Raw genomic sequence first — 24,516 nt, 5'->3', positions numbered from 1 at the left:
TGGAATTACATAAAAATGTTTGCTTTAACAGCACTTGTTGTGTTCCTGTTTGCATTTGCATCGGCAAGAAATGCAACGCGACCTGTTTCGGAACCTCATATAAAATTTACTAGTGAAAACAATTTATACATTACAAATGAGGATGTTAGTAAATTGTTAATACAAAATTTCGGCGAGGTTAAAAACATACCCAAAGAAATTTTAGATTTGAATGTATTAGAGCATGCCCTAAAATCTAATCCAATGATCAAGAATGCAGAAGTATATCTCGCTGTAAACGGTATACTTAATGCAACAATTGAACAAAAAACACCTATTGCACGAGTTAGTACCAATGCGTCATATTATATAGATGTTGACGGTAATTATATGCCGTTGTCTAATAATTATACGGCAAGAGTGCCACTAGTTACTGGTTTTGTAGAGAAAAATAATTTAGTTAACGTTTATACTGTAGCAAAAAAAATTACAACCGACGAATTTCTGAAAAAACATGTTATTGAAATTCATCAGGCGAAAGATGAGACTTTATCTATAAGACTTAGGCAATGTAATTTTTTAGTGCAGTTGGGCGATACTAAACTTTTAAATAAGAAAATCAATAATCTTAAAGCGTTTTATCAAAAAAGCCTGAAAGAGGATACGCTTAAGAATTATAGTAAAGTCAATTTGCAGTTTGACAACCAAGTAGTATGTACCAAAATTTAAGCAATGGAGCATAATTTAGCAGTAGGATTAGACATAGGAACCACAAAAATTGTGGCCATGATTGGACGTAGAAACGACTATGGTAAAGTCGAAATATTAGGCATTGGAAGATCTAAGAGTCTTGGTGTGCACCGTGGTGTGGTAAATAATATTACCCAAACCATTCAATCCATTCAGCAGGCTGTTCAGGAAGCCGAGGATGCTGCTGGAATGAAAATAGAAAATGTAACCGTTGGTATCGCCGGACAGCATATTAGAAGCCTTCAACACAGCGATTATATTACTAGAGCCAATTCCGAAACAGTTATAGATGAAGACGATATAGATCGCTTAATCAATCAGGTGCATAAACTGGTTATGCTACCGGGGGAAGAAATTATTCATGTTTTACCCCAGGAGTATAAAGTCGATGGACAGGCCGAAATTAAAGAACCTATAGGTATGTATGGAGGTCGTTTGGAGGCGAATTTTCATGTTGTAGTAGGTCAGGTGTCTTCTATTCGGAATATTGGACGCTGTGTAAAGAGCTCAGGCTTAAATTTAGAAGGTATAACATTAGAACCTCTGGCTTCAGCAAACGCTGTTTTGAGTCAAGAAGAAAAAGAAGCGGGTGTCGCTCTTATTGATATAGGAGGAGGAACTACCGATTTGGCCATTTTTAGAGATGGTATAATTCGCCATACAGCGGTAATTCCGTTTGGAGGAAACGTAATTACAGAAGATATAAAAGAGGGGTGTTCCATAATTGAAAAGCAAGCCGAATTATTAAAAATTAAGTTTGGCTCTGCGTGGCCCGGCGAAAACAAAGACAACGAAATTGTTTCTATTCCAGGATTACGAGGAAGAGAGCCTAAGGAAATAACATTAAAAAACCTCTCTAGAATTATTCATGCTCGTGTAGTTGAAATTATTGAACAGGTTTATGTTGAAATAAAAAACTACGGACACGAAGAACAAAAGAAAAAGCTTATAGCAGGAATTGTATTAACAGGTGGAGGAGCTCAATTAAAACACCTAAAACAATTAGTTGAGTATATCACAGGAATGGATACCAGAATTGGTTACCCTAATGAACATTTAGCCGGCGATAGTGACGATGATATTACAAGTCCGTTATTCGCAACGGCCGTTGGTTTGGTGTTAGATGGATTAAAGAGACAAGAAAGAAAACGTGTCGAGCAGCAGGAGGTTGAAGAAATTAATGCAGCAGAAGTTCCTGAAAGTAATGAAACAGACGATACGAAAGAAGAAAATCAGGAAACACCAATTGAACCTCAAGCTCCAAAAGAGCGTCGTTCATTTTTAGATAAATTAACCGAACGTGTTAAAGATTTTTTAGATAACGCAGAGTAAGTAACTGTTTTTATAAGAGCAGATCGTAAGATAAAGGACAAAAATAGATTTCGAAACGTAAAATATTTAAATCATTTCGAAAGTCGAGGAAAAAAAAGTATTAAGAAAAATTAAAATTAGACCAGTAAAACAGAATTTATGAGCAGCAAAAAAGAATTCGAAAGCATCGCATTTGATTTACCAAAAAATCAATCAAATGTCATCAAAGTTATTGGTGTTGGAGGAGGTGGTAGCAATGCTATCAACCACATGTTCCAACAAGGTATTAAGGGTGTGGATTTTTATATCTGTAATACCGATGCACAAGCCCTTCAAAATAGTGGTGTGCCTAATAAAATTCAGTTGGGTGTTAACTTAACCGAAGGATTAGGTGCAGGCGCAAACCCAGAAGTTGGAAAAAACTCGGCGGTTGAAAGTATAGAAGACATTTCAACCATGTTAGATACCAACACAAAAATGGTATTTATTACAGCCGGAATGGGTGGAGGAACCGGAACAGGTGCGGCTCCTATTATTGCTAAAATGGCTAAAGATTTAGACATTTTAACCGTAGGAATCGTAACTATGCCTTTTCAGTTTGAAGGAAAAATGCGTATCGAACAAGCACAAAAAGGAGTCGAAGAATTAAGAGGTGTAGTTGATTCTTTAATTGTCATTAATAATAATAAATTACGCGAGGTTTATGGGAATTTAGGCTTTAAAGCTGGATTTTCAAAAGCCGACGAAGTATTATCCACAGCTGCTCGTGGAATAGCGGAGGTAATTACACATCACTATACACAAAATATCGATTTACGTGATGCTAAAACGGTATTAAGTAATAGCGGAACGGCTATAATGGGTTCGGCGGTTGCTGCTGGTCAAAATCGCGCTCAAGATGCTATTCGTAAGGCTTTGGATTCGCCATTGTTAAACGATAATAAAATTACGGGAGCTAAAAATGTATTGTTGTTAATTGTTTCAGGTTCGCATGAAATCACTATTGATGAAATAGGAGAAATTAACGACCACATACAAAATGAAGCCGGACATGGGGCAAATATTATTATGGGTGTTGGTGAAGATGATGCATTAGAAGAATCTATCGCAGTAACTATTATTGCCACTGGTTTTAATGTAGAACAACAAGACGAGATTTCTAATACCGAAACTAAAAAGGTTATTCATGCATTAGGAAACGACGATACCGAAATTAAAAAGCCAGTTGCTAAAACTAAGGATCCGGTAATTATCGAACCGATAGTAGAGTTAGAACAAAAAAAGGAACCACCAGTTGTGCGTCATACTTTAGATTTTGATGTTGAAGAAGAAGAACCTGTTTTTGAAAAGAAACCCGAAGCCGAATCAAATTCTATAAATAAAGATATTATTCCAACATCAGAATATATTAAGAATATTCATGTGGAATACGAAGAGGTGAAGTCTAATGTAGAGGAAGAAGATGACTTTGTAATTAAGCCGGTAACCAGAATGGCTGCGCCAGAAATAGTAGAGGATATCGAAGAAGAAAAGCAAATAACATTAACATTTGATTTACCGATCTCTAATAAAGCAACTGCTGAGAATAAAGAGGAGACCAAACGATTTGACCTGGATGAAGATTTAAAACAAATTAAGGTTAACGATTATGTAGAACTTATTCCGGTAAACGAAACCAACGAAAAAGGAGATATTCGTTATGCATTAGATGATTATGCTGAGCCAGAAGGTTCAAAAGGAAGAAAGGCATCTAAAACCTTAGAGGAATACGACCAGGAAGTTGTATTTGAAAAAAAGGTTGTAAAGCCAGAACCGTCGGACGTTAATACGGTGGAAGAAATAGACCCGATGAACAGTCCGATTTCTGATATGCTTAAAGAGCGCGCAGAAGAACGCAGACGTAAAATGAAAGACTTCAATTATAAATTCAATAATGCCAAAATCGACGATATTGAAAAAGTTCCTGCTTACAAGCGACAAGGTGTTAATTTAAATGAAGCCAAGCACTCATCGGAAACTAATATGTCAAGAACCAGTGTGGGGCTTGATGATAATGACGATATTCAATTAAGAAGTAATAATTCATTTTTACACGATAATGTAGACTAATTTAGTACACTACCCATTCTATGTTATGGATCCCGCAAAGTCCCTCTCTCAGCTTTGCGGTTTTTTTATATGTTTAATTTAGTAAACGAATCTAAATTTCTTATTATATTCGCAGTCAAATAAAATATATCAATGGGTTTACAACAAGATATCATGACGGCGTTAAAGGAAGCCATGAAAGCGAAAGATCAAACAGCTTTAACGGCTTTAAGAGCAGTGAAATCAGCTATTTTATTGGCGCAAACCGAAACAGGAGGTCAGGATGGTTTAACCGAGGAGCAAGAGCTTAAAATGCTTCAGAAATTAGTTAAACAGCGTAAAGACAGTGCTGCGATATATGTTGAACAAGGACGTGAAGATTTAGCAGCGCCAGAATTGGCAGAAGCTGAAGTTATTAGCCAGTTCTTACCAGAAGCTTTATCAGAAGAAGAAATTGAAAAAGTAGTACTTAAAGTGATTGAAGAAACTGGAGCAGAAGGTATGAAAGATATGGGTAAGGTTATGGGAATTGTTTCTCAGCAATTAACAGGACAGGCCGATGGTAAAACCATTTCAACAATAGTAAGACAAAAACTAGCATAAAAAATACATGGTGTTTTTTATGAAGTAGGCCACGTAGCTCAGCTGAATAGAGCACTGGATTTCGGCTCCAGCGGTCGGGGGTTTGAATCCCTCCGTGGTCACCATTTTAAAAGCAGGGAAAACATGTGTTTTTTCCTGCTTTTTTTATTGGTTTATGTCTGTTTTTCTCCTTTTACAACTAAGTCAAACTTCCCGCTTATAAATAACTAATGATATAATTATTAGTAACTAGTTACTTTAGAGGTGTATTTTTTTGTCGAATAGGGTGTAGATAATATTAATTGCTAGGATTGCTTGAGATTTTGTTATAGTATTAATTTCCGAAATGATTTTATCATTTGTTTAATTAATGTTTAACTAATTCTTATTTCTTTGAGGGTTTTAAAGATTGCACATAATCATAAATGCCATGCAAATGTATGGTTAGAAATGAAAAAAGGAGATCGCTATGCCTTTAATTTAATTTTTGATGAGCACGCTCCTTATTTAATTAATTATGGAAGAACTTTTACTACCAATTGGGAATTGGTAGATGATTGCATTCAGGAGTTATTTGTTAGAATATGGTTATTAAGAGAAACATTAAAAGAAACTGATAATATCCGTTTTTATTTAATAAGTGCATTTCGTAGGGAACTTTACAGGCAACTCAAAGAACATAGCAAAAGAAGTAAGCTTTTTTCTAGATGTGATTTCGAAGTTTCTGAAGATTTGTTGAATTTAACTAATTCCGGAGTTCTGAAACCTTCCAATTCTAAAATTAAGGCATTAAATAGCTCTTACCAAAAATTAACTCCAAGGCAGCGGGAAATTATATATTTAAAATTTTACAATGAACTTTCCATTAACGAAATAGCAGAGGTTTTAAAAATGAATAAAAAAGCTGTTTATAACGCATTATCAAAATCGATGATAAAGTTTAGAAAAGTGTTCATGAATTAAGTAGATTAAAAAAAACAATACAAAACCTTAATACATTCGTATGACAGCATTAGAAGGTCCAAATAATTTCACATTTTTAGGTGAATTAGATGTTTATGGTCAATAATATTAAAATATAGTTTGAGTATTAGTAATTGTTGATTATTTTAAAGCAGCCCATTTTTTGGGCTGTTTTTGCTTACATTAGCATAAATATCCCTAATTATAACGATACTTATGTTTTTTGTCTTTATTAATAAAGAAGCTGACCTAGGAAGTACAATACTTATTGGAATTCTTCTTGTATTTCTAATAGGTATTATTTTAAACTACGTGTTTAAAATGGTTGAAATGGTTTATGTAATGCGTTTTAGAAAACCCCTATACAATCATTTCTATCTACACTTAAAGCGTTTAGATAAAAGTCAAAAACGAATTCTGGATTCTAAATTTTCTTTCTATCAAAAACTTAACGATAAGTCAAAACGTCATTTCGAACATAGAGTGCGTTGTTTCATAAATGATAAAGAGTTTATAGGAAGGGCAGGAATAATAATTAACGATGAAATTAGAGTGTTAATTTCCGCAACTGCAGTTATGTTAACTTTTGGATTTAGAGATTTTTACATTGGTTTAATCTCAAAAATAGTGGTTTATCCCACTAAGTTTTATTCTAAAACTAACGATGCGTACCATAAAGGTGAGTTTAATCCAAAACTCGAGGCCTTGGTCGTGTCATGGGAGGATTTTCAAGAAGGATTTAAGTCTGATACCGACAATTTAAACTTAGGAATTCATGAGCTCACGCATGCTATTCATATAAATAGTATTAAGGAACGCGATGTAAGTTCAACTATTTTTAGTGATACCTTTAAAGAATTGGCTGAAATGTTGGTTCATGATGAAGATTTAAGAAATCGACTTATGACGTCAGATTATTTTAGAAAATATGCGTTTACCAATCAGTTTGAGTTTTTAGCGGTTATTATTGAAAACTTTATTGAAACGCCAAAGGAGTTTAGTCAGCATTTTCCTGAAGTTTATTCAAAAGTAAAACAAATGCTTAATTTTAGAATCGCTAATTATTAATCTTTAATTGTTGCTAACTTTAAAAAATAAAAACTGTCTGAAAAGATTGGTTTATATTACTCCGAAAATTGTTTCAGATACGTTTTAGAACTGGTTAAAACCAAATGCGCTTCTGTTTAGATTCAGAAGGATGTTTAGAAAACCTCTCAGACAGCTTTTTATATTTCAGGCTTACTGTTATAATTGCCCTCTTATTTCTCCAGAACCTACAGCTTGTGTATGCACGTTTACATATATTTCGCCATTTCTAATCGCTTCTATTAATGCATCCATATCACCTGCTAAAGCACCAATAACGCCTTCTGAGGTTATGTAGCCTTCGGCTATTACGCCATTGGACGGACCTGAAGGTTGTCCATCTAAATTATTATAAAGCCAGGCTACAACACCACCGTTAGTACCGGCCATACCTTTATGAAAATGTGCCATTCTTACATTTTCAATATTGGCCACAATAAGTTTGTAATGTATCATGGTTTCTTCCTTGTTAATCGTTACGATGGCTACACCTGCGGCTTGAGAATCGTTAGGTGGTACTTCATTGGAAGATTTTAGCGATGTCGTAAAATGAAATTTAGTGCTATTGTCAGCATTTTTTTTAAGACTCATTTTACTGTTAACAGCATTATCAATGTCTTCTTGAGGCATCATCGACTCGTTAGAACAAGAGTAAATCATCATGCTCAGAACAAAAAGTAATATTTTACTTTTTGTAAAAAATGTTTTGCTTTTCATAATTATTAGTTTAAAGATTAGCTTTTTGATATAAGCACGCTTTGGGGGAGAATGTGTTTTATAAATCGCTAAAAAGTTGGTAATTAAAAAGTTAATAAAAATTAGGTGATTTATAAAACTTAATCGACTATAAGTCAATTTCATCTTTATAGATACGATGTAAAAATTTAATATGCAATGATATATATCATAAATGTTGTTTTTAAGCTTTACTACTTTTATTAAGTAAAAATTGTAACACTATGATACGCAATACACCTGTTTCAATGATAATGACTACCCCAGTGATTACATTAAAGGAAAACGATAGTTTAGAAACTGCTGAGCATATGTTTAAGGAACATCATATTCGGCATATTCCGGTAGTGTCCGGTTTTCATATAAAAGGTATATTGAGTTATAATGATATACTTCGATTAAGTTTCGCTGATTTAACAGATCAAGAGAGAGACGATGCCGATGTATTGGTTTACAACATGTTTAAAGTAAGGCAAGTTATGACTAAAAATGTGGTATCCATAACCAGTAATACATCAATAAAGGACGTTGCAGAAATTTTTGCCTCCAAGGAATTTCATGCATTACCTGTGGTTGATAGTAATAGGTTAATAGGTATTGTTACTACTACAGATATTATTAAATTTTTATTGAATCACTATTGAATTTGAATTACTAACTAATAAATAATCAAACCATGAGAGCCTTAATACCCGTTTCAGATATTATGACAAAAGATGTTATAGCACTAAATAGAAACGACGATTTAGAACGTGCTGAAATGCTATTTAAGAGATACCGTATAAAACATATTCCTGTGGTTTGCACCGATGTGGTTATAGGAATGCTCAGTTTTACCGATCTTCAAAAAATAAGTTTAGCAGAGGCTTCTGCCGACGAGCATGATGTGAATACTGTAGTATATAATAGTTATACTATTGAGCAGGTTATGACCAAACAAGTGGTAACCATACCACCATCAACTTCAATAAAAGAGGCTGCAACCATTTTGTCGAATAGTCCTTTTCATGCCTTGCCTGTTGTAGAGGAGGGTATGCTAATAGGTATAATTACAACAAGAGATTTGTTGAAATTTTATTCTAAGAATTTTTAAGAATTAGCTAAAGCTCTTAAGTCTTTAATAGTTTCAATTGGTGTTTCACTTTTAAAAACATAGCTTCCAGCAACTAAAACATCGGCTCCAGCTTCAACTAATGCTTTAGCATTTTTGTTGGTAACGCCGCCGTCTATTTCAATAATTGTAGAAGCACCTTTGCGTTCTATTAAAGCCTTAAGTTGTTTTACTTTTTCATAAGTATTTTCAATAAAACTTTGTCCCCCAAAACCGGGATTTACGCTCATAATAAGAACTAAATCAATATCATTTATGGTATCTTCTAAAAGTGATATGTTTGTGTGTGGGTTTAGCGATACGCCTGCTTTCATGCCTTCAGCTTTTATAGCTTGTAGTGTTCTGTGTAAGTGTGGACAAGCTTCGTAGTGTACGGTTAAAACGTTACTTCCCAAATCGGCAAAAGTTTTAATATAGCGGTCTGGATCTACAATCATTAAATGTACGTCCAGAGTTTTTTTTGCATGTCTGCCAATGGCTTCCAATACAGGCATACCAAAAGAAATATTTGGCACAAAAACACCATCCATGATGTCAATATGAAACCAATCAGCTTCACTTTGATTTACCATTTCAATATCGCGTTGAAGATTTGCAAAATCGGCAGCTAGAAGTGAAGGAGCAATTAATTTAGAACTCATGTTAAGTGTTTTTTGTGATTTTTTTGCAAATATAGCAAAGCCATATCACTAAATGGTTAAAGAATGTATAAAAATAAACCCCCGGTAATCAGCCGGGGGTTCTTTCATCAATCAAAAAACGAACAGTTATGTGTAACTGTTGTTACTTTTATTTAGTCGTAAAATAGTTACTAACCTAAATATGTTTTTAATATTTTGCTTCTAGACGTATGTTTAAGTCTGCGAATTGCTTTCTCTTTAATTTGTCTAACACGCTCGCGAGTTAAATCAAATGTTTCTCCAATTTCTTCAAGTGTCATTGGGTGTTGATTTCCTAAACCAAAATACAAACGTATTACATCTGCTTCACGAGGAGTTAAGGTTTCCAGAGCACGCTCTATTTCTGTACGAAGTGATTCGTGTAAAAGTTCTTTATCTGGATTTGGCGACTCTCCACTATTTAATACATCGTATAAATTAGAGTCTTCACCTTCTACTAATGGTGCATCCATACTTACATGGCGACCTGAGTTTTTCATAGACTCTTTAACGTCGTTAATAGTCATGTCTAACTCTTTAGCAATCTCTTCTGCACTTGGTGGACGCTCGTGGCTTTGCTCTAAAAAAGCAAAAGTTTTATTAATCTTGTTAATCGAACCAATTTTGTTTAATGGCAAACGTACAATACGAGATTGCTCCGCAAGAGCCTGTAAAATAGATTGTCTAATCCACCAAACAGCATAAGAGATGAATTTAAAACCACGTGTTTCATCAAAACGTTGTGCAGCTTTTATCAGACCTAAATTACCTTCGTTAATTAAATCGGGTAAGGTTAAACCTTGGTTTTGATATTGTTTAGCCACCGACACAACGAAACGTAAATTAGCTTTAGTTAGCTTTTCTAAAGCTATTTGGTCACCAGCCTTGATGCGCTGAGCTAACTCTACTTCCTCGTCAGCTGTAATCAAGTCAACTTTACCAATTTCTTGTAAATACTTATCTAGCGAAGCCGTTTCTCTATTGGTAACCTGCTTCGTAATTTTAAGTTGTCTCATTTAAAAAATGCTCCTGTAAATAATTATATGAATAATACTTTGTATTTGGTTATACGTGAAAAGACAAAAAAATGTTACAAAAAAATGAAATGATTTTTGTTTTTCTTTTAATATGACACTTCAAATTTGTTGAAGTCACAGACTATAAGTGCCTTGCGAGAAATTAGATTTTAATCAAAGTTTTATTGTTTAGGTTAATAGAATCTAGCATTTCTTGAGTAAATGCATAATGTCCTCGGGCCGTAATAAGTCTAAACCTTGAAGATTTAAGTGCGCTTAGGGTGTTTAGAAAAATCCACTTCGATTTTAATAATTTGGGTTTTTCTGATTTCAAACTAATGTCAAAATAATACTTGCGTCCCTCCTTTGTTGCTACTACATCGGGTGTAATAGATATATCACTTCCAGCTTTGGAGTAAGATTTTGGAGTTTCGTAACCGTCAATGTCGGCTTTGATATTTTCAAAACCATGATTCTCTAAATAATGAATTGAATTTTTTAGAATGTCTGAATATTTTGCTTTGTCTTCGTAAATCATATTCGTAATATAATGAAAATGAGTGTTAAATGAAAATTTAGTAAAAGGTTTAACGGAATTTTTTCAAATTACTGTCTAAATTGAAGAATATACGTAGCGTCGATTTTAACCTAAGACTCTAATGTATTTTTTGTTAAATTTGATAGGGTAACTTTTTGAATTTTAGGCTTTTTGTGGCGTTTTAATGGCTGGGAAAAATGAATATTTGTTTTTAAGAATGAACTTAATCTTAGTTAGGTCCTGGCTATTTATGTTGTTTCTTTCCTCGGGGTTATTTGCTCAAAATCATGATTATAGGATTAAGCGCTATAGTTTGGATGATGGGATGTCTCAAGTTTCAGTTAATGATATTGTTGTAGATGATTTGGGTTTTGTTTGGCTTGGTACGGCTGATGGTTTAAATCGCTTCGATGGAAATAATTTTAAAATTTATAAAAATAAGGTCTCAGATAGTACCAGTGTTTCAGGGAATTTTATTAACAAACTTACCAAAGATTTAAATGGACGTATTTGGATTGGTACAAAAGGTAATGGTTTGTCTTATTACGATGCTAAAACTGATAATTTTATAAAAATAAAGCTGAGTCAGGGTGTATACAATGAAACAATCACAGGCATTGAACCAGATTCTAATGGTGGCCTTTGGGTAGCTACCAGAAATAAAGGGGTTTATTATTTAACGTTTCATGAGGGTGATAATACATTTCATGCAAAATATCGTTACAAAATTAAAGACGTTACGTGTTTGTTTATCGATGAAGAAAATACATTATGGCTTGGTGATTTAAAAGGGCAATTATTTGGCTTTGAAAATTTTCACCACAGGCCATCGGTAACATTGTCGGTAGCAGGTAATGTTCAGGCTATTTATCGTAAAAACAATCTCTTACTTATTGGAAGTTATGAAGGCTTTTATATTTACAATACAACAACAAAAAGTATTAAAGAATATGAACTTGAGGTATCAGGTGACTTTAAAACTAAACACGTTGTAGATTTTTTAACAAATGAGCACGGTTATATTTGGATTGCTACAGACAGAGGATTGTACTTATTTAATGCCGATACTTATAATGTACTCAGAAAGTATGATTATATCGTTGATTCTAAAAAAGGTTTGTCTAATAATACGGTGCGATCAATGCTTCATTTAGATGCCAATAAATTGTTAGTGGGTACCGCTAGCGGACTTAATGTTTTAAATTTTAAAGCGCCGTATATTAAAAATATATCTAAAAGTAAAAAGGGTAAACATCTTCTAAATGATGATATTATATTTTCTATTTATAAAAATGAAGACCATCTATGGGTTGGAACTTCTGATGGAGGGTTAAACTTAATAACATCTAAAAAAGTTTATTATTTTAAAGACAATCAGAATAAAAGTAACGCGATTGCAGGATCGGTGGTGAGGGCTATAGTTCATGATAAGGCGCATGAACGTATGTGGTTTGGTACGACACGAGGATTGAGTATGATTGATTTGAAATCCTTTAATCCGGAAAAACCTAAGTTTAAGAATTTTTATTTCGAACACAATAATTCAAATAGTATTAACATGAATTTCATTATGGATCTTGCTTTAGATCATAATAGTAATTTATGGGGAGTTACTTACGAGCAAGGTATTTTTAGGATGGAGTACACATCGAATGATGTTTATAAAATCTATCGATATTATAATAACCCTCAAAATGAAAATTCCTTGGTTAATAATGCAGGCCAATGTATTCGAGTAGATAAAATGAATAATATCTGGATTGGAACTCAAGAAGGGGTAAGCCGGTTGTCATTTAATAAAAAACCATATGCACTTCCGCAATTTACTAATGTCATAAAATTAGATTCTGTTTCTAATACATTACCCCATAACTCCGTTAACGATATACTCATAGACAAAAACGAACACGTTTGGTTAGGAACTAGAGAAGGTTTGGGTTTACTTAAAAAAGATTTTACAGTAAAATCCTGGAAGAAACAAAGTCAGTTTCCAAATGATTTAATTTATATCGTGCAAGATGATGATTACGGTAATTTATGGTTGGGAACTAATAATGGTATGTCCAAATTTAATACAACGACCTATACGTTTTCGCATTATGCGGTTTCGGATAATATACAAGGCAGAGAGTTCGATTTACACGCAAAGTTTAAGGATGAAGATGGTAATTTGTATCTAGGAGGTATTGATGGTATCACATATTTTAATCCACAGGATATTGATAAAATAGATCAACCAAAGCCATTGTATTTTTCTGGATTAAGAGTTAAGTCACAAAATATGTCAAAGGCCTTGGCTGAAGATCCAAATACGGTAGTATTTAATTATAATCAGTTTCCTTTTTCTTTGTCCTATTCAACTATAGACTTTCAGTTCGATAAGAATATTCAGTATGCTTATAAACTGTTACCTCAAAACAAGGAATGGAATTTTTTAGCCAGTAAAGAAATACCTTTTATAAACTTAGCACCGGGTAAGTATAAATTGCAGTTAAATGGTTTTTCTAGAGGGCAGGAATGGCTAAAACCGCCTTTAGAATTGAACATTATAATTAAACCGCCTTGGTGGTCTACAAGTATAGCCTATATTATATATGTGCTTATTATTTTGTTTTCTGCATACTGGTTTTATCATTTTACCATTTCAAGAAAACTAGCTTTAGCAGAAAGTAAGCGGCTTCAGGAAATTGATGGTTTAAAGAATTCACTTTATACCAATATCACACACGAATTTAGAACCCCGTTAACCGTTATCTTAGGGTTAATAGATCATCTAAAATCCGACGCCAGTAAAAAGGGAGTGCATTCTATGTTGAACGCGTTAAACGTAATGCAGCGCAATGGAAAAAACTTATTAAAGTTGGTGAATGATATGTTGGATTTAACCAAATTAGAGAGCTCTCGAATGGAATTAAATTATGTGCAGGCAGATATCGTTCTATATTTAAAATATTTATTCGAAAGCTTTTCTTCATTGGCAAATGAAAAACAAATTAAGTACATCTTTTATTCTAAAAGAGAGGTGTTTTTTATGGATTTTGATAGGGAAAAGGTTGATGCTATTGTCACCAATCTTTTAATGAATGCTATAAAATTCACGGCGGTAAAAGGAGAAGTAACTATGCAACTTAGTATTGTAAACAGTTCTTCAGGAAAATATTTTCACATCAAGATAATAGATACAGGAATCGGACTTTCAAGTGATGAAATCCCTTTGGTTTTTGAAAAATTTTATCAGGTCGACGACTCGATATCAAGAGGATATCAGGGAACTGGTATTGGCCTAGCTTTAGTAAAAGAACTTGTACTGCTCATGGAAGGTGAGGTTTATGTGACCAGTGAAATTAACAAAGGCAGTGAGTTTTCAGTATTGTTACCTGTTAAGAATGTCGCCGAATTTGCTCCGGAACACCGTTTGACGCTGGAAGTTGATATACATAATTCAGACCAGGAAGCGCACGGTGCAATGGAACTCACTTCAGATATTGAGCAGGACATTGCTTTAATAATAGAAGATAATTTGGATGTTGTTTATTATTTAAAAACCTGTTTAAACAATGATTACACCATTTATCACGCACCAAATGGTGAAGAAGGCATTGCAATGGCGCTTAAATATGTTCCCGATATTATTGTTTGTGATGTGATGATGCCAAAAAAAGACGGATTTGAGGTTTGTAAGGCATTAAAATCAAATCCAATAACCGATCATATTCCCATTATTCTATTAACAGCTAAAGCCTTGGATAAAGATCGTATTCAAGGGTTAAAATGTGGTGCAGATGCTTATTTGATAAAACCTTTTAATAAAAAAGAATTAACGGTTAGGTTGAGACAGCTAGTTGCCACTCGTAACCGAATGATTGATAAATTTAGTAGAAAGGATTTTGTTAAAACCTATAGAAATACTGAGGCCAAAACCGAAACTATTTTTATAGATAAGGTAATTAATTTGATTCATGAAAATATAGATGATTGTACTTTTAACAGCGCAGCTTTGGCATCTAGTATGAGTTTAAGCGAGTCTCAGCTCTATAGAAAATTGAAAGCCATAACAGATAAATCAACCGCATTATTTATTCGTTCCATTCGATTGCAAAAAGCTAAGGAATTAATTCAAACAACAGATAGGACCATTTCTGAGGTGGCCTACAGCGTTGGTTTTACCGACCCTTCCTGGTTTAGTCGCGCTTTTAAAGAAGAGTTCGGTGATCCGCCAAGTACCTATTAAATTCTGGTTTTGCAATAATACTCCTAGGTCTTGCAAAAATATTGAAAGCTATTATGCTTATTAATTTATAAACTTGTTGTAACCAAGTGTTATTTGTAACAACCAACCAAATTTGACCCTTTACTAATTATCCTTTTATATGAATTCTTAGTTGACTTATTTAAACATTATAACTCTAAAACTTTAACTTATGAAAACAGAATCGAAAACAAATTTTAAAATTTGCAGCCGATTAATTAATAGTGCCTTAGATGCTTTTCTGTATTATGTTATTATAAAAAAGCAATGCAGAAAAAACTATAATTTAGATACTACTGGTGCACATAAATTTCCGGTTAGTAATGGTGTTCGTGCAGTATGAGAGTAGAATAGCATTAAAATTATCCTCCCTTTAACTATTTTACTTAACAATTAAAATGATTTTTAGATTGTTTATAATTAAACAAATAGGGTCATTATAATTTCTTCCGAATTAAAAAAAATAGGACATTTTTTGTTATCTTAGAGTTATTCAATCAATTGGAAAGCATAATATCTAGGTTAAAGTTAATTAGCCATATGTCCCTGTATCATTTTTTTTAAAACGTTTTTAGTAAATTTTGTATGGGTATAAAATCTATAATAGACTTTTTCCTAATTGCTGGAGTTATTCAAGGTTTCGGATTTAATCTTGTAACCTTATGCGTTAAGAAAAAGATTAATAAAGCCATAATCTTTTTAAATTTTACGGTGCTTTTTATTTCGTTAAATAATCTGCAACGCTGGCTCATTAACAAAGATATAATATGTGAACTATTTCTAATTCAACAATTAGAGGTGCCTTGGTACGTACTTATTTTTCCCATGTTTTATGCTTTTACAACGCATTTTTTAAGAATACAAGATCGTGTAAATGACTTTATCAAGGTCACTATTGCTATATTTATTATTGAACTCGTTATTCGCCTTGTTTTAATTTCTTACGTGTATTATAATGTGCCAGGTAAAGACAATGCTCTAATAGAATTCTACACAAGAATAGAAGAGATTGTTAACTTACTTTACTGTATATTTCTATTTATTACCACCTGTGTTATAGTTTTTAAGAAACACCAGTTAATTTCTTATATCAGTTCGTTTGATGATCTAAATTGGTTAAAGTGGTTCATAAAATTAGGAGTTATTGTTATTGCTTCTTGGATTCTTGCAGTTATTATAAAGTCTATTACCGGGAATGAGGATGCCTATATGTTTTTACGTTTGAGTTCGTCTCTCCTTATTTATTGGATATGCTACCAAGGTTTTTTTAAGTATAATGTGGTTCGCGATCGTATTTCTTTAAGAAGTACCATTGCATCTGATAAAGTTATGATTGACGATGAAACCAAATCTGGTAACACAGAATCTGACGATGATTTTTTTAATGCAAAACATCAGTCTGATTTTAACAAAATAAAAGCGCATATCATTAAAGGGAAACTTTATCTCGATCCATTGTTAAGTATGGAAGGTTTAGCAACCGAACTAGGTATGAGTAAAAGTTATTTTTCCAAACTCATTAATTCATATAGCGAATATAACTTTTCAGACTTTATAAACTCTTTACGGGTTAAACAGGCAAAAAAGTTTTTGTCAGATAGTGATTTTAGTCAATATACTATTGTTGCAATTGGATTGGAGTGTGGATTTAATTCGAAATCTACCTTTTATTCGGCCTTTAAAAAATTTACATCGGTCACACCTACTGTTTACAGAGAAAAGTTTTAGAATTATTTTAAGTCCGATATTATCGTTGGACATCCTAATATTTACAGAATAGAATTTATTGGATATTAAAACTTTTATTTGGACATAATTTTATGGTTAGAAATACTAACCTAAAACCTTTAAGTTATGATACCAGCATTAATTCTATATCTAATACGAAGAATGAAGTATGGATCGGATGCTTCAAATGACTTCGAGAAAATTCGGGAAATAATATTAAAGATTAAGTCTGTGCTTTTCTTTTTTATAGTCAGTTCAGCATGTGCAATTAACACTATTTCTAAAACTGAAATTTTAACCTACAAAGTTGTAAAAAATAATACAACCATAGGATATATACATATTGAAAAACATGTAAACCAAGATGTCATTACATACGATTTAAAGAGTAATGTGGAAGTTAAGTTGTTGGTAAAAGTTAGTGTTTCTTCTTCAGAAAAATCAGTTTATAAAGATGGAGTGCTTTTATATTCATCGGTATATAGAAAAATTAATGGAAAGGTAAAAGCAAACCACAAAGTAATACGTGAAACTGAGCAATATGCAGTTATTGATAATAATGAAAAGAAGTTTATTGAACTTTCAAAATTGTCTAAGGGCTTGGTAGCTCTCTATTTTGAAGAACCTAAAGAGGTTCGAAAAGTATATTGCGATAACCTAAAACAAGCGGTAAGCGTAACCCCTGTTAGGGTAGGTTGTTATCGAGTCGATTTCGAAAGAGGGAAATATAATGTCTTTCATTATAAAAATGGTGAATGCATTAAAATTGAAGCAATAAGTAACATGTTTAAAGTGACCTTAATTCCTGTTTTATCATGACAACCGATATTGTAATCTTGGTTCTATTACTACCTTTTTTTGCTTACTTTTTAATAAGTTATGTCTTTAAAAAGTTGCATGTTAATAATCTTGAAACATCCTTACAGGTAACTAATGGACTAAAACTATTAAACTTAAAGCATATTTTAGGTATTATATTTTTTGGTGTATTTCCTTTTGTTGTATTGACAGATTACCAATATTTAATACTCACTTTAGGTGTTATGAAGCTTAAGGTGTTAATTCTTTTCTTGTTGTTCTTTTTTTTGTCGGCATATGCTGCGATGTTAGGTGTAAATAATAATAAATTAAAGGAACAAGGAAATGGAGGTTATCGGTTTTCTGATGCTAAATATTACTTTTTTATTCGTATTGTGTTTCTGTTGTGCTATGAATTCTTTTTTCGAGGCGTATTGTTGTTTTATTTTTTAGACAGCACAAGTCTTACGTTGTCTATAACTTATGTAACCGTATTATATGTTTTAATACATGCATTCGATTCAAAACGGGAAATAATTGGAGCTATCCCCTTCGGTATTATACTTTGCTTGTTTAGTGTTTATACTCAAAGTATATGGTATCCGTTTTTAATTCATTTAGCCTTATCGGCCATTTATGAAATTTCTATTTTTTATCAATTAACTCTTAACAAAAATTCAATGTCATGAAAGTATTAGTAACAGGAGCAACAGGCTATATTGGGCATCAGTTGGCTCAAAGTTTAGCAAAAAAAGGCATTACTGTGCATGCACTTTGCCGAAATATTAATTCTGCTAAGGTACCAGATCACGAAAATATTGTGCTTTTTGAAGGAGATATTTGCGATAGTTCTGCTATAAACAAAGCCATAGAAGCTTGTGAGTACGTCTTTCATACGGCCGCATATACTAATTTGAAATGTAGAAATATTCATAAGTTTTACCAAACCAATGTAGTAGGTACAGAAAATCTGTTGGAAGCTTCTTTGAAATATAATATTAAAAAATTTATTTATACCAGTTCACTTTCTGTTTTCGGTCCGTCATATAAAGATGTTTCAATAACAGAAAAGCAACCTCGTTTGGCAGCTTATGGAAATGATTATGAACTCACCAAAAGTATGTCTGAAGAAAAGATATTAGCCTATTCAAAACAAGGGTTGCCCTATATTATTTTAAATGTTACAAAGGTGTACGGTCCTGGGTTTAAAACATTCTCAAGTGGGGTGAACAAACTCATAGAACTTATAGCGAAAAAGGACATGTTAGTTGTTCCAGATCGAATGGAAGTAACGGCTAATTATGTGTATGTTGAAGATGTTGTGAATGCTCATATTCAGGCAATGGAAAGTAATATTATTTCGGGAAAATACATAATTGGAGGAGATAACCTAAGTTATAAGCAACTGTTTCAAAATATAAAAAAGCATACTAAAAGTAGCATAAAAATTATAACAATAAATTACCAGTTACTTAGGTCAGGTTTGTTTTTTTGGGATGCTTTGAGAACAGTTTTTGGGCTGCCCTCCAGTTTAACACCAGCTGTTTTAGATGCCTTATTTGTCAACAGAAAATCAGTTTCTTGTTTAGCGAAACGAGAATTGAATTATAGTCCTGTTTCTTTTGAACACGGACTGCAACAAACCATAAAAAAATTAAATTTAATATCATGAAAATTTATTCAGTAATAACAGGCGCAAGTCAGGGATTTGGTAAAGCCATGGCTTTGGAGTTTGCAAAAAGAAAAATGAATTTAGTATTAATCGCTCTGCCTAATTCAGGTTTAAAAGATGTTTCTGAATTTATACAGCAACATTTTGCGGTCGAAGTCCGTTATCTGGAACTGGATTTAAGCTTGGTTGAAAGTTGTTATTCCATTTCAAAATACATTAAAAAACACCAGCTTCAAATTAAGTATTTGGTCAATAATGCCGGAGTGCTAAGTCGTGGTCTTTTTTCAAGTCTGGATGAGCAGTTTATTTTAAGACAAATAGATGTTAACGTTACTACACCAACCTTATTAGTAAGGTTGCTTTTAGGTAATTTAAAAACAAATGCACCTTCCGGAATATTAAATATTAGCAGTATGGCTAGTTTTTTTGCTCTGCCTACCAAACAGGTTTATGGTGGCACGAAAGCCTATTTAACATCCTTTTCTAAAAGTTTAGCAAAGGAACTAAAACAAGATAATGTTTCGGTTACAGCAATTTGCCCTGGAGGTTTAAATACAACTACCAGATTGTGTTATCAAAACAGGTTGTTGGGCTGGGTTTCTCGTAAATCTGTATTAAACCCTGAGGATGCTGCTGTAATTGCAGTACAGTCCCTATTACGACGAAAAGAAGTGGTTATTCCTGGATTTATAAATAATTGCTTAATGGTTTTAGATAAAATATTACCAGAATTTATAAAAGATAAACTAGCAAATCGAGAAATTAAAAAACTCCCTGTTTCGATACCATAAAGTTATCATATCTACATATAACTATCAGCGCAAAACTAAATTAGAAACAAAGATTGATTATGAGCACATTTAAAGTTTAATCGAAAATTAATTAGTAATCACGTCTGTGTAAGTTAATTCTTGATGAATCCATACTGTAATTGCACGGAACTAAATCAAAAAATAGATGTTTTATGTGCTTGATAAAATTGCTGCGTAATTCGAATAAGAGCAATAGAATTTACTAAGTAGTAATCTTGGCTTTTTTGTATATTACGTTTAATCTAATGCTAATTAATTTAGATTTCTAGACGCTATTTTTTTATATTATTTGCGATTTTAAGAATTATTGAAATCTTTATTTTTATTAATATTATTCATGATAGAGCACCTCATTTTAATCCAAATATTTGTTCAACTTACAGTGCCAGACATTTTTAAAAAGGTTAAAATATATACTTGTAATAACCGTTCTGTTATCAGTCTGGTAACTTGTTAAATCCTATTGAAGAGATTTTTTTTTGAAAAAGAAATGTAACAATTTTGTCATCCATAAATCATATGAATACACAATTAAAAGTTTTAGTAACGGGGGCAAACGGCTTACTGGGAACGAATACAATTATCGAATTACTTAAACAAGGGTATCAGGTTATTGGTTTAGTCCGAAATTCTGATAACTATATAGGAGAATATCATAAGAATTTAACCCTGGAAGAAGGCGATATTTTAGATTTACATTCTCTAGAAAAAGCATTAATGGGTTGTACCTATGTGATTCATACCGCTTCAATTTCCAGCCCTAAAATTTCAAAGTATAAAACGTTTGAAGAAATAAATGTGCATGGTACAAAGAACCTAATTGACGCAGCTTTAAAACAAAAGGTAAAAAAAGTAATTTATATTGGTACGGCTAATATATTTGGATTCGGAACACTAGAAAACTTAGGGCATGAGCATAACCCTATTAAATCACCTTTTACTAAATCTTTTTATTCACAAAGTAAACTAAAAGCTCAGGAATTAGCATTGTCTAAATCTAGTGCTATGGAGGTAGTTTCCATAAATCCTGCCTTTATGATAGGGGGGTATGATTCAAAACCGAGTTCGGGAGTAATTGTACTTCGCGGTTTAAACAAGCGCATTATTTTTTACCCGCCCGGAGGTAAGAGTTTTGTTTGCGTGACTGATGTAGTTCAAGCCATAATAAATTCATTTGATTTAGGACAAAGTGGCGAAGCGTATATTGTTACTAATGAAAATTTAACTTTTAAGGCATTTTATCAAATGCTAAATCGGAAGCAAAAACGGAAAGCCACGTTAATTAAAATACCAAAATATATACTGCTTTTGGCTGGTCTTTTTGGTGATGGGTTAAATAGAATGGGTTTAGTAACATCTTTTACCTCGAATAATTTGAGGTTGCTGTGTATCAATAGCTATTATTCAAATGAGAAAACGAAGCTTCATTTAAGAGTTAACTTTACCCCTTTAGAAGAAGGGCTAGAAGATGCCATAAGTTGGTTTGAATCTCAACAAAGCTAACGAGTTCAAAAGCCTTCAACATGGGATAACATAATTTATCAGCTAAGCAGTTATCCAAAATTATCTTTGATAAATAATACTGGACGTTTTTTCAATCAATGGACATTACTTTTGAATAAATACCAGGAAGTTTTATTTATTTAAGTAGTTATGAAAAGGCTAAAGCAACTTTTTCTCATTTTAATGTTGTCAGTTCATTGTTATGGACAAGATGATATATTAGAATTTCCAAAGTTTATTTTGGAAGATCGTTTTAAGAATTCAATAAGTTTCAGTTCTGAAATCCCGATTTATAATGTTTTTAAAATGTACGTTGAACCTCAATTTGGAGGCCTGTTTGAAAACTCTTTAAAGTCTGTAGTCGGGATAACTAACTTTCATCAGTTTTATAATTTTTATGATGTAGGATTTAATATTGGCCTAACCCAACAGTTGAATAAAAGCCTAAAATTAATTGGGGTATGTAATTTGGGGGTAATGAGGTTCAGGACTTTCGATGTGGCGAAGCCTGAGAGCTATTTGGTAAAAGTATCGCTTAGTTATGCGTTTTAATTTTTAGTTAAATGCATCAAATTTGTCTGAAGTTAAGCGTATGGTTCTAAAAAAAAATCCCGTAAAATAAATTTACGGGATCTTTAATTTTTTGAGATTCGATTAAAAATTAATCTCTGTTATCTCGAGGTTTTCTATCATCACGACGTTTGTTATCGCGATTACGGTTGTCTCTGTTGCCACCACTACGATTATTATCTCTTGGAGGACGAGCTACATAACCTTCTGGTTTTGGTAAAATGGCTTTGCGAGATACCTTTTCTTTTCGTGTTTTAGGGTCTACACCAAAGTATTTTACTTCAAATACATCGCCCATATTTACTACGTCAGAAACATTTTCTGTACGCTCCCAAGCTAATTCACTTACATGTAAAAGTACTTCGTTACCTGGTGCCTGAGTATATTCAACAACAGCACCAAAGTCTAACATTTTTATTACTTTAACTTCGTAAACGTTTCCTACTACAGGCTTAAACATTAATGCATCTATGGTAGCTAACACTTTATCAATACCTTCTTGGTCTGTTCCTAATATTTCAACAATACCTTCTTCGGTAACCGGATCTTCGTTAATAACAATGGTTGTATTTGTTTCTTTTTGTAATTCTTGAATTACTTTACCACCAGGTCCTATTAATGCTCCAATAAATTCGTTTGGTATAGTTGTAGTAACCATTTTAGGCGCATGCGCTTTAACTGATTCGTTAGGTGTAGCAATGGTTTCGGTAATTTTTCCTAAAATATGTAAACGACCATCACGTGCTTGTTTTAAGGCCTGTACAAGAATTTCATACGATAATCCTTTTACTTTAATATCCATTTGACAAGCTGTTATACCATCTTCTGTACCGGTAACTTTAAAGTCCATATCACCTAAGTGATCTTCATCTCCTAAGATATCTGATAATACAGCGTATTTGCCAGTTTCGGTATCCGTAATTAATCCCATGGCAATACCAGAAACAGGTTTTATCATTTTTACACCAGCATCCATAAGAGCCATAGTACCTGCACATACGGTTGCCATCGACGATGAACCGTTAGATTCTAAAATTTCAGAAACTACACGAACAGTGTAAGGGCAGTCTGCTGGCACCATACCTTTTAATGCACGTTGCGCTAGGTTTCCGTGTCCTACTTCACGACGAGAAGTGCCACGAATTGGTCTTGCTTCACCAGTTGAAAAAGGAGGGAAGTTATAATGTAAGTAGAAACGCTCTTCACCCTCAAAAGAAGGCATGTCAATCATATTGGCTTCTCTAGATGTACCTAAAGTTACTGTTGCTAATGCTTGCGTTTCCCCACGTGTAAAAATAGACGAACCATGCGTTGATGGTAAATAGTCTACTTCACACCAAATTGGTCTTATATCAGTGGTTTTACGTCCGTCCAAACGTAAACCTTCATTTAATGTTAAGTCTCTAACAGCATTCTTTTCAGCTTTGCTGTAGTATTTTGAAATTAAATCGCCAAACTCTTCTTGTTCTTCTTCGGTGAAAGACGCGATAATTTCTTCTTTAATTTCTGCGAAAGCAGCACCTCTTTCATGTTTAGATGAGCCAGCTTTTGCAACGGCATATACTTTGTCGTATGCCATGTTGTGAATTTTCTTTTCTAAAGCTTCATCGGCTTTTTCAGGTTCATATTCACGTGTTTCTTTTTTACCAAAGGCTTCAGCTAACCTAGTTTGCGCTTCACATTGTAATTTAATAGCTTCGTGAGCAAACTTAATAGCCTCGGTCATTTCTTCTTCTGAAATCTCTTTCATTTCACCTTCAACCATCATCACTGAGTCTGCTGATGCACCGATAACCATATCGATATCACTTTCTTCTAGTTGAGATAAAGACGGGTTGATGATAAATTCGCCGTTAACGCGACCAACTCTCACCTCAGAAATAGGCGTTTCAAAAGGAATATCACTTAATTGAATAGCTGCAGAAGCGGCTAATCCAGCCATAGCATCTGGCATTATTTCTGGATCATGAGACATTAATTGAATCATGATTTGTGTTTCGCTATGGTAATCTTTTGGGAATAATGGGCGTAACACACGGTCTACTAAACGCATGGTTAAAACCTCTCCGTCACTTGGTCTGGCTTCTCTTTTAAAGAATCCTCCAGGATAGCGACCAGCAGCAGCAAATTTTTCACGGTAATCTACGGTTAATGGTAGGAAATCCACGTCAGATGCTTGGTAGTTAGATACTACAGTACAAAGTAACATACAATTTCCTGATTGAACTACAACGCTACCATGCGCTTGTTTTGCTAATTTTCCGGTTTCGATAGAGATTTCTCTTCCGTCACCAAGGTCTATAACCTCTTTAAATGTTTTAGGAATCATAAATTTTTTAATTCTAATTAAACAATGGTCGTTGTGT

General features: G+C 33.1%; 22 protein-coding genes and 1 tRNA gene. 18 read left to right on the top strand and 5 right to left on the bottom strand.

Annotated elements, in window-relative coordinates; translation table 11 throughout:
* Positions 1–15 precede the first annotated feature (15 nt).
* From ICJ83_RS10055 to ICJ83_RS10025, 7 genes are all read left to right on the top strand, one after another.
* Positions 16–708 (top strand): cell division protein FtsQ/DivIB, encoded by a 693-nt coding sequence (locus tag ICJ83_RS10055; protein ID WP_317173282.1) that lies wholly within the window; start codon positions 16–18, stop codon positions 706–708.
* Positions 709–711: 3 nt separating this feature from the next.
* The gene (gene ftsA / locus ICJ83_RS10050) at positions 712–2,061 is read left to right on the top strand and encodes a cell division protein FtsA (RefSeq protein ID WP_188230245.1); all 1,350 of its coding nucleotides are present in this window, start codon (positions 712–714) and stop codon (positions 2,059–2,061) included.
* A 138-nt stretch (positions 2,062–2,199) separates the two neighbouring features.
* Positions 2,200–4,149 (top strand): cell division protein FtsZ, encoded by a 1,950-nt coding sequence (ftsZ, locus tag ICJ83_RS10045; protein ID WP_188230244.1) that lies wholly within the window; start codon positions 2,200–2,202, stop codon positions 4,147–4,149.
* A 132-nt stretch (positions 4,150–4,281) separates the two neighbouring features.
* Positions 4,282–4,731 carry a GatB/YqeY domain-containing protein gene (locus ICJ83_RS10040; protein ID WP_188230243.1) on the top strand — a complete coding sequence of 150 codons (450 nt, stop codon included), beginning with the start codon at positions 4,282–4,284 and terminating at the stop codon, positions 4,729–4,731.
* A 27-nt stretch (positions 4,732–4,758) separates the two neighbouring features.
* Positions 4,759–4,835: transfer RNA gene (locus ICJ83_RS10035), tRNA-Arg, on the top strand.
* Positions 4,836–5,160: 325 nt separating this feature from the next.
* Complete coding sequence (locus tag ICJ83_RS10030; protein ID WP_188230242.1) at positions 5,161–5,673, top strand: RNA polymerase sigma factor; 513 nt, start codon at positions 5,161–5,163, stop codon at positions 5,671–5,673.
* A 216-nt stretch (positions 5,674–5,889) separates the two neighbouring features.
* Positions 5,890–6,741, top strand: a complete 852-nt coding sequence (locus tag ICJ83_RS10025) for a zinc-dependent peptidase (protein WP_188230241.1) — start codon at positions 5,890–5,892, stop codon at positions 6,739–6,741.
* Positions 6,742–6,918: 177 nt separating this feature from the next.
* Here the strand turns inward: ICJ83_RS10025 and ICJ83_RS10020 are convergent, their stop codons facing one another.
* On the bottom strand, positions 6,919–7,476 hold the full coding sequence (locus ICJ83_RS10020) for a CHRD domain-containing protein (protein WP_188230240.1): 558 nt from the start codon (positions 7,474–7,476) through the stop codon (positions 6,919–6,921).
* 242 nt (positions 7,477–7,718) lie between these two features.
* Between ICJ83_RS10020 and ICJ83_RS10015 the strand changes: the two genes are divergently transcribed.
* Entirely contained in the window at positions 7,719–8,138 is a 420-nt protein-coding gene (locus ICJ83_RS10015; protein ID WP_188230239.1) for a CBS domain-containing protein, read from the top strand.
* A gap of 32 nt (positions 8,139–8,170) precedes the next feature.
* Complete coding sequence (locus ICJ83_RS10010; protein ID WP_188230238.1) at positions 8,171–8,587, top strand: CBS domain-containing protein; 417 nt, start codon at positions 8,171–8,173, stop codon at positions 8,585–8,587.
* Here the strand turns inward: ICJ83_RS10010 and rpe are convergent.
* The 3 genes from rpe to ICJ83_RS09995 all read right to left on the bottom strand — a co-directional run bounded on the left by rpe (position 8,584) and on the right by ICJ83_RS09995 (position 10,818).
* Positions 8,584–9,246 (bottom strand): ribulose-phosphate 3-epimerase, encoded by a 663-nt coding sequence (gene rpe / locus ICJ83_RS10005; protein ID WP_188230237.1) that lies wholly within the window; start codon positions 9,244–9,246, stop codon positions 8,584–8,586. The genes ICJ83_RS10010 and rpe overlap by 4 nt on opposite strands.
* Before the next feature lie 170 nt (positions 9,247–9,416).
* Positions 9,417–10,280, bottom strand: a complete 864-nt coding sequence (locus ICJ83_RS10000; RefSeq protein ID WP_019387909.1) for a sigma-70 family RNA polymerase sigma factor — start codon at positions 10,278–10,280, stop codon at positions 9,417–9,419.
* A 163-nt stretch (positions 10,281–10,443) separates the two neighbouring features.
* On the bottom strand, positions 10,444–10,818 hold the full coding sequence (locus ICJ83_RS09995; RefSeq protein WP_188230236.1) for a hypothetical protein: 375 nt from the start codon (positions 10,816–10,818) through the stop codon (positions 10,444–10,446).
* A gap of 217 nt (positions 10,819–11,035) precedes the next feature.
* On the opposite strand from ICJ83_RS09995, the gene ICJ83_RS09990 reads away from it, so the two are divergent.
* The 9 genes from ICJ83_RS09990 to ICJ83_RS09950 all read left to right on the top strand — a co-directional run bounded on the left by ICJ83_RS09990 (position 11,036) and on the right by ICJ83_RS09950 (position 22,132).
* Complete coding sequence (locus ICJ83_RS09990; protein ID WP_188230235.1) at positions 11,036–15,049, top strand: hybrid sensor histidine kinase/response regulator transcription factor; 4,014 nt, start codon at positions 11,036–11,038, stop codon at positions 15,047–15,049.
* A gap of 190 nt (positions 15,050–15,239) precedes the next feature.
* Complete coding sequence (locus ICJ83_RS09985) at positions 15,240–15,410, top strand: hypothetical protein (RefSeq protein WP_188230234.1); 171 nt, start codon at positions 15,240–15,242, stop codon at positions 15,408–15,410.
* Positions 15,411–15,652: 242 nt separating this feature from the next.
* Positions 15,653–16,795 carry a helix-turn-helix domain-containing protein gene (locus tag ICJ83_RS09980; RefSeq protein ID WP_188230233.1) on the top strand — a complete coding sequence of 381 codons (1,143 nt, stop codon included), beginning with the start codon at positions 15,653–15,655 and terminating at the stop codon, positions 16,793–16,795.
* Between the two features lie 126 nt (positions 16,796–16,921).
* Entirely contained in the window at positions 16,922–17,614 is a 693-nt protein-coding gene (locus tag ICJ83_RS09975; protein WP_188230232.1) for a DUF6134 family protein, read from the top strand.
* Complete coding sequence (locus ICJ83_RS09970; RefSeq protein ID WP_188230231.1) at positions 17,611–18,282, top strand: CPBP family intramembrane glutamic endopeptidase; 672 nt, start codon at positions 17,611–17,613, stop codon at positions 18,280–18,282. The genes ICJ83_RS09975 and ICJ83_RS09970 overlap by 4 nt, the downstream gene beginning before the upstream one ends.
* Complete coding sequence (locus ICJ83_RS09965; protein ID WP_188230230.1) at positions 18,279–19,265, top strand: SDR family NAD(P)-dependent oxidoreductase; 987 nt, start codon at positions 18,279–18,281, stop codon at positions 19,263–19,265. The genes ICJ83_RS09970 and ICJ83_RS09965 overlap by 4 nt, the downstream gene beginning before the upstream one ends.
* Positions 19,262–20,056, top strand: a complete 795-nt coding sequence (locus tag ICJ83_RS09960) for an SDR family NAD(P)-dependent oxidoreductase (protein ID WP_188230229.1) — start codon at positions 19,262–19,264, stop codon at positions 20,054–20,056. The genes ICJ83_RS09965 and ICJ83_RS09960 overlap by 4 nt, the downstream gene beginning before the upstream one ends.
* 540 nt (positions 20,057–20,596) lie before the next feature.
* Positions 20,597–21,580, top strand: coding sequence for an NAD-dependent epimerase/dehydratase family protein (locus ICJ83_RS09955; protein WP_188230228.1), 984 nt, complete (start codon positions 20,597–20,599; stop codon positions 21,578–21,580).
* Between the two features lie 150 nt (positions 21,581–21,730).
* Positions 21,731–22,132 carry a hypothetical protein gene (locus ICJ83_RS09950; RefSeq protein WP_223154691.1) on the top strand — a complete coding sequence of 134 codons (402 nt, stop codon included), beginning with the start codon at positions 21,731–21,733 and terminating at the stop codon, positions 22,130–22,132.
* Positions 22,133–22,241: 109 nt separating this feature from the next.
* Here ICJ83_RS09950 and ICJ83_RS09945 read toward each other — a convergent pair whose 3' ends face one another.
* Positions 22,242–24,479, bottom strand: a complete 2,238-nt coding sequence (locus tag ICJ83_RS09945) for a polyribonucleotide nucleotidyltransferase (RefSeq protein WP_188230226.1) — start codon at positions 24,477–24,479, stop codon at positions 22,242–22,244.
* Positions 24,480–24,516 lie beyond the last annotated feature (37 nt).

It is taken from the genome of Aestuariibaculum sediminum, assembly GCF_014596945.1.
Lineage (GTDB): Bacteria > Bacteroidota > Bacteroidia > Flavobacteriales > Flavobacteriaceae > Aestuariibaculum > Aestuariibaculum sediminum.
The sequence above is the reverse complement of the archived record's forward strand: the minus strand, read 5'-3'. Positions and strand labels throughout refer to the sequence as shown.

Bases quoted from the DNA above. Each gene is read 5' to 3' on its own strand.
- ICJ83_RS09980 (WP_188230233.1), top strand. From the start codon at position 15,653: ATGGGTATAAAATCTATAATAGACTTTTTCCTAATTGCTGGAGTTATT.
- ICJ83_RS09985 (WP_188230234.1), top strand. From the start codon at position 15,240: ATGAAAACAGAATCGAAAACAAATTTTAAAATTTGCAGCCGATTAATT.
- ICJ83_RS10025 (WP_188230241.1), top strand. From the start codon at position 5,890: ATGTTTTTTGTCTTTATTAATAAAGAAGCTGACCTAGGAAGTACAATA.
- ICJ83_RS09975 (WP_188230232.1), top strand. From the start codon at position 16,922: ATGATACCAGCATTAATTCTATATCTAATACGAAGAATGAAGTATGGA.
- ICJ83_RS10040 (WP_188230243.1), top strand. From the start codon at position 4,282: ATGGGTTTACAACAAGATATCATGACGGCGTTAAAGGAAGCCATGAAA.
- ICJ83_RS10000 (WP_019387909.1), bottom strand. From the start codon at position 10,280: ATGAGACAACTTAAAATTACGAAGCAGGTTACCAATAGAGAAACGGCT.
- ICJ83_RS10030 (WP_188230242.1), top strand. From the start codon at position 5,161: ATGAAAAAAGGAGATCGCTATGCCTTTAATTTAATTTTTGATGAGCAC.
- ftsA (WP_188230245.1), top strand. From the start codon at position 712: ATGGAGCATAATTTAGCAGTAGGATTAGACATAGGAACCACAAAAATT.
- ICJ83_RS09960 (WP_188230229.1), top strand. From the start codon at position 19,262: ATGAAAATTTATTCAGTAATAACAGGCGCAAGTCAGGGATTTGGTAAA.
- ICJ83_RS09950 (WP_223154691.1), top strand. From the start codon at position 21,731: ATGAAAAGGCTAAAGCAACTTTTTCTCATTTTAATGTTGTCAGTTCAT.
- ICJ83_RS09955 (WP_188230228.1), top strand. From the start codon at position 20,597: ATGAATACACAATTAAAAGTTTTAGTAACGGGGGCAAACGGCTTACTG.
- ICJ83_RS10010 (WP_188230238.1), top strand. From the start codon at position 8,171: ATGAGAGCCTTAATACCCGTTTCAGATATTATGACAAAAGATGTTATA.
- rpe (WP_188230237.1), bottom strand. From the start codon at position 9,246: ATGAGTTCTAAATTAATTGCTCCTTCACTTCTAGCTGCCGATTTTGCA.
- ICJ83_RS09965 (WP_188230230.1), top strand. From the start codon at position 18,279: ATGAAAGTATTAGTAACAGGAGCAACAGGCTATATTGGGCATCAGTTG.
- ICJ83_RS09945 (WP_188230226.1), bottom strand. From the start codon at position 24,479: ATGATTCCTAAAACATTTAAAGAGGTTATAGACCTTGGTGACGGAAGA.
- ftsZ (WP_188230244.1), top strand. From the start codon at position 2,200: ATGAGCAGCAAAAAAGAATTCGAAAGCATCGCATTTGATTTACCAAAA.
- ICJ83_RS09970 (WP_188230231.1), top strand. From the start codon at position 17,611: ATGACAACCGATATTGTAATCTTGGTTCTATTACTACCTTTTTTTGCT.
- ICJ83_RS10015 (WP_188230239.1), top strand. From the start codon at position 7,719: ATGATACGCAATACACCTGTTTCAATGATAATGACTACCCCAGTGATT.
- ICJ83_RS10020 (WP_188230240.1), bottom strand. From the start codon at position 7,476: ATGAAAAGCAAAACATTTTTTACAAAAAGTAAAATATTACTTTTTGTT.
- ICJ83_RS09995 (WP_188230236.1), bottom strand. From the start codon at position 10,818: ATGATTTACGAAGACAAAGCAAAATATTCAGACATTCTAAAAAATTCA.
- ICJ83_RS10055 (WP_317173282.1), top strand. From the start codon at position 16: ATGTTTGCTTTAACAGCACTTGTTGTGTTCCTGTTTGCATTTGCATCG.
- ICJ83_RS09990 (WP_188230235.1), top strand. From the start codon at position 11,036: ATGAACTTAATCTTAGTTAGGTCCTGGCTATTTATGTTGTTTCTTTCC.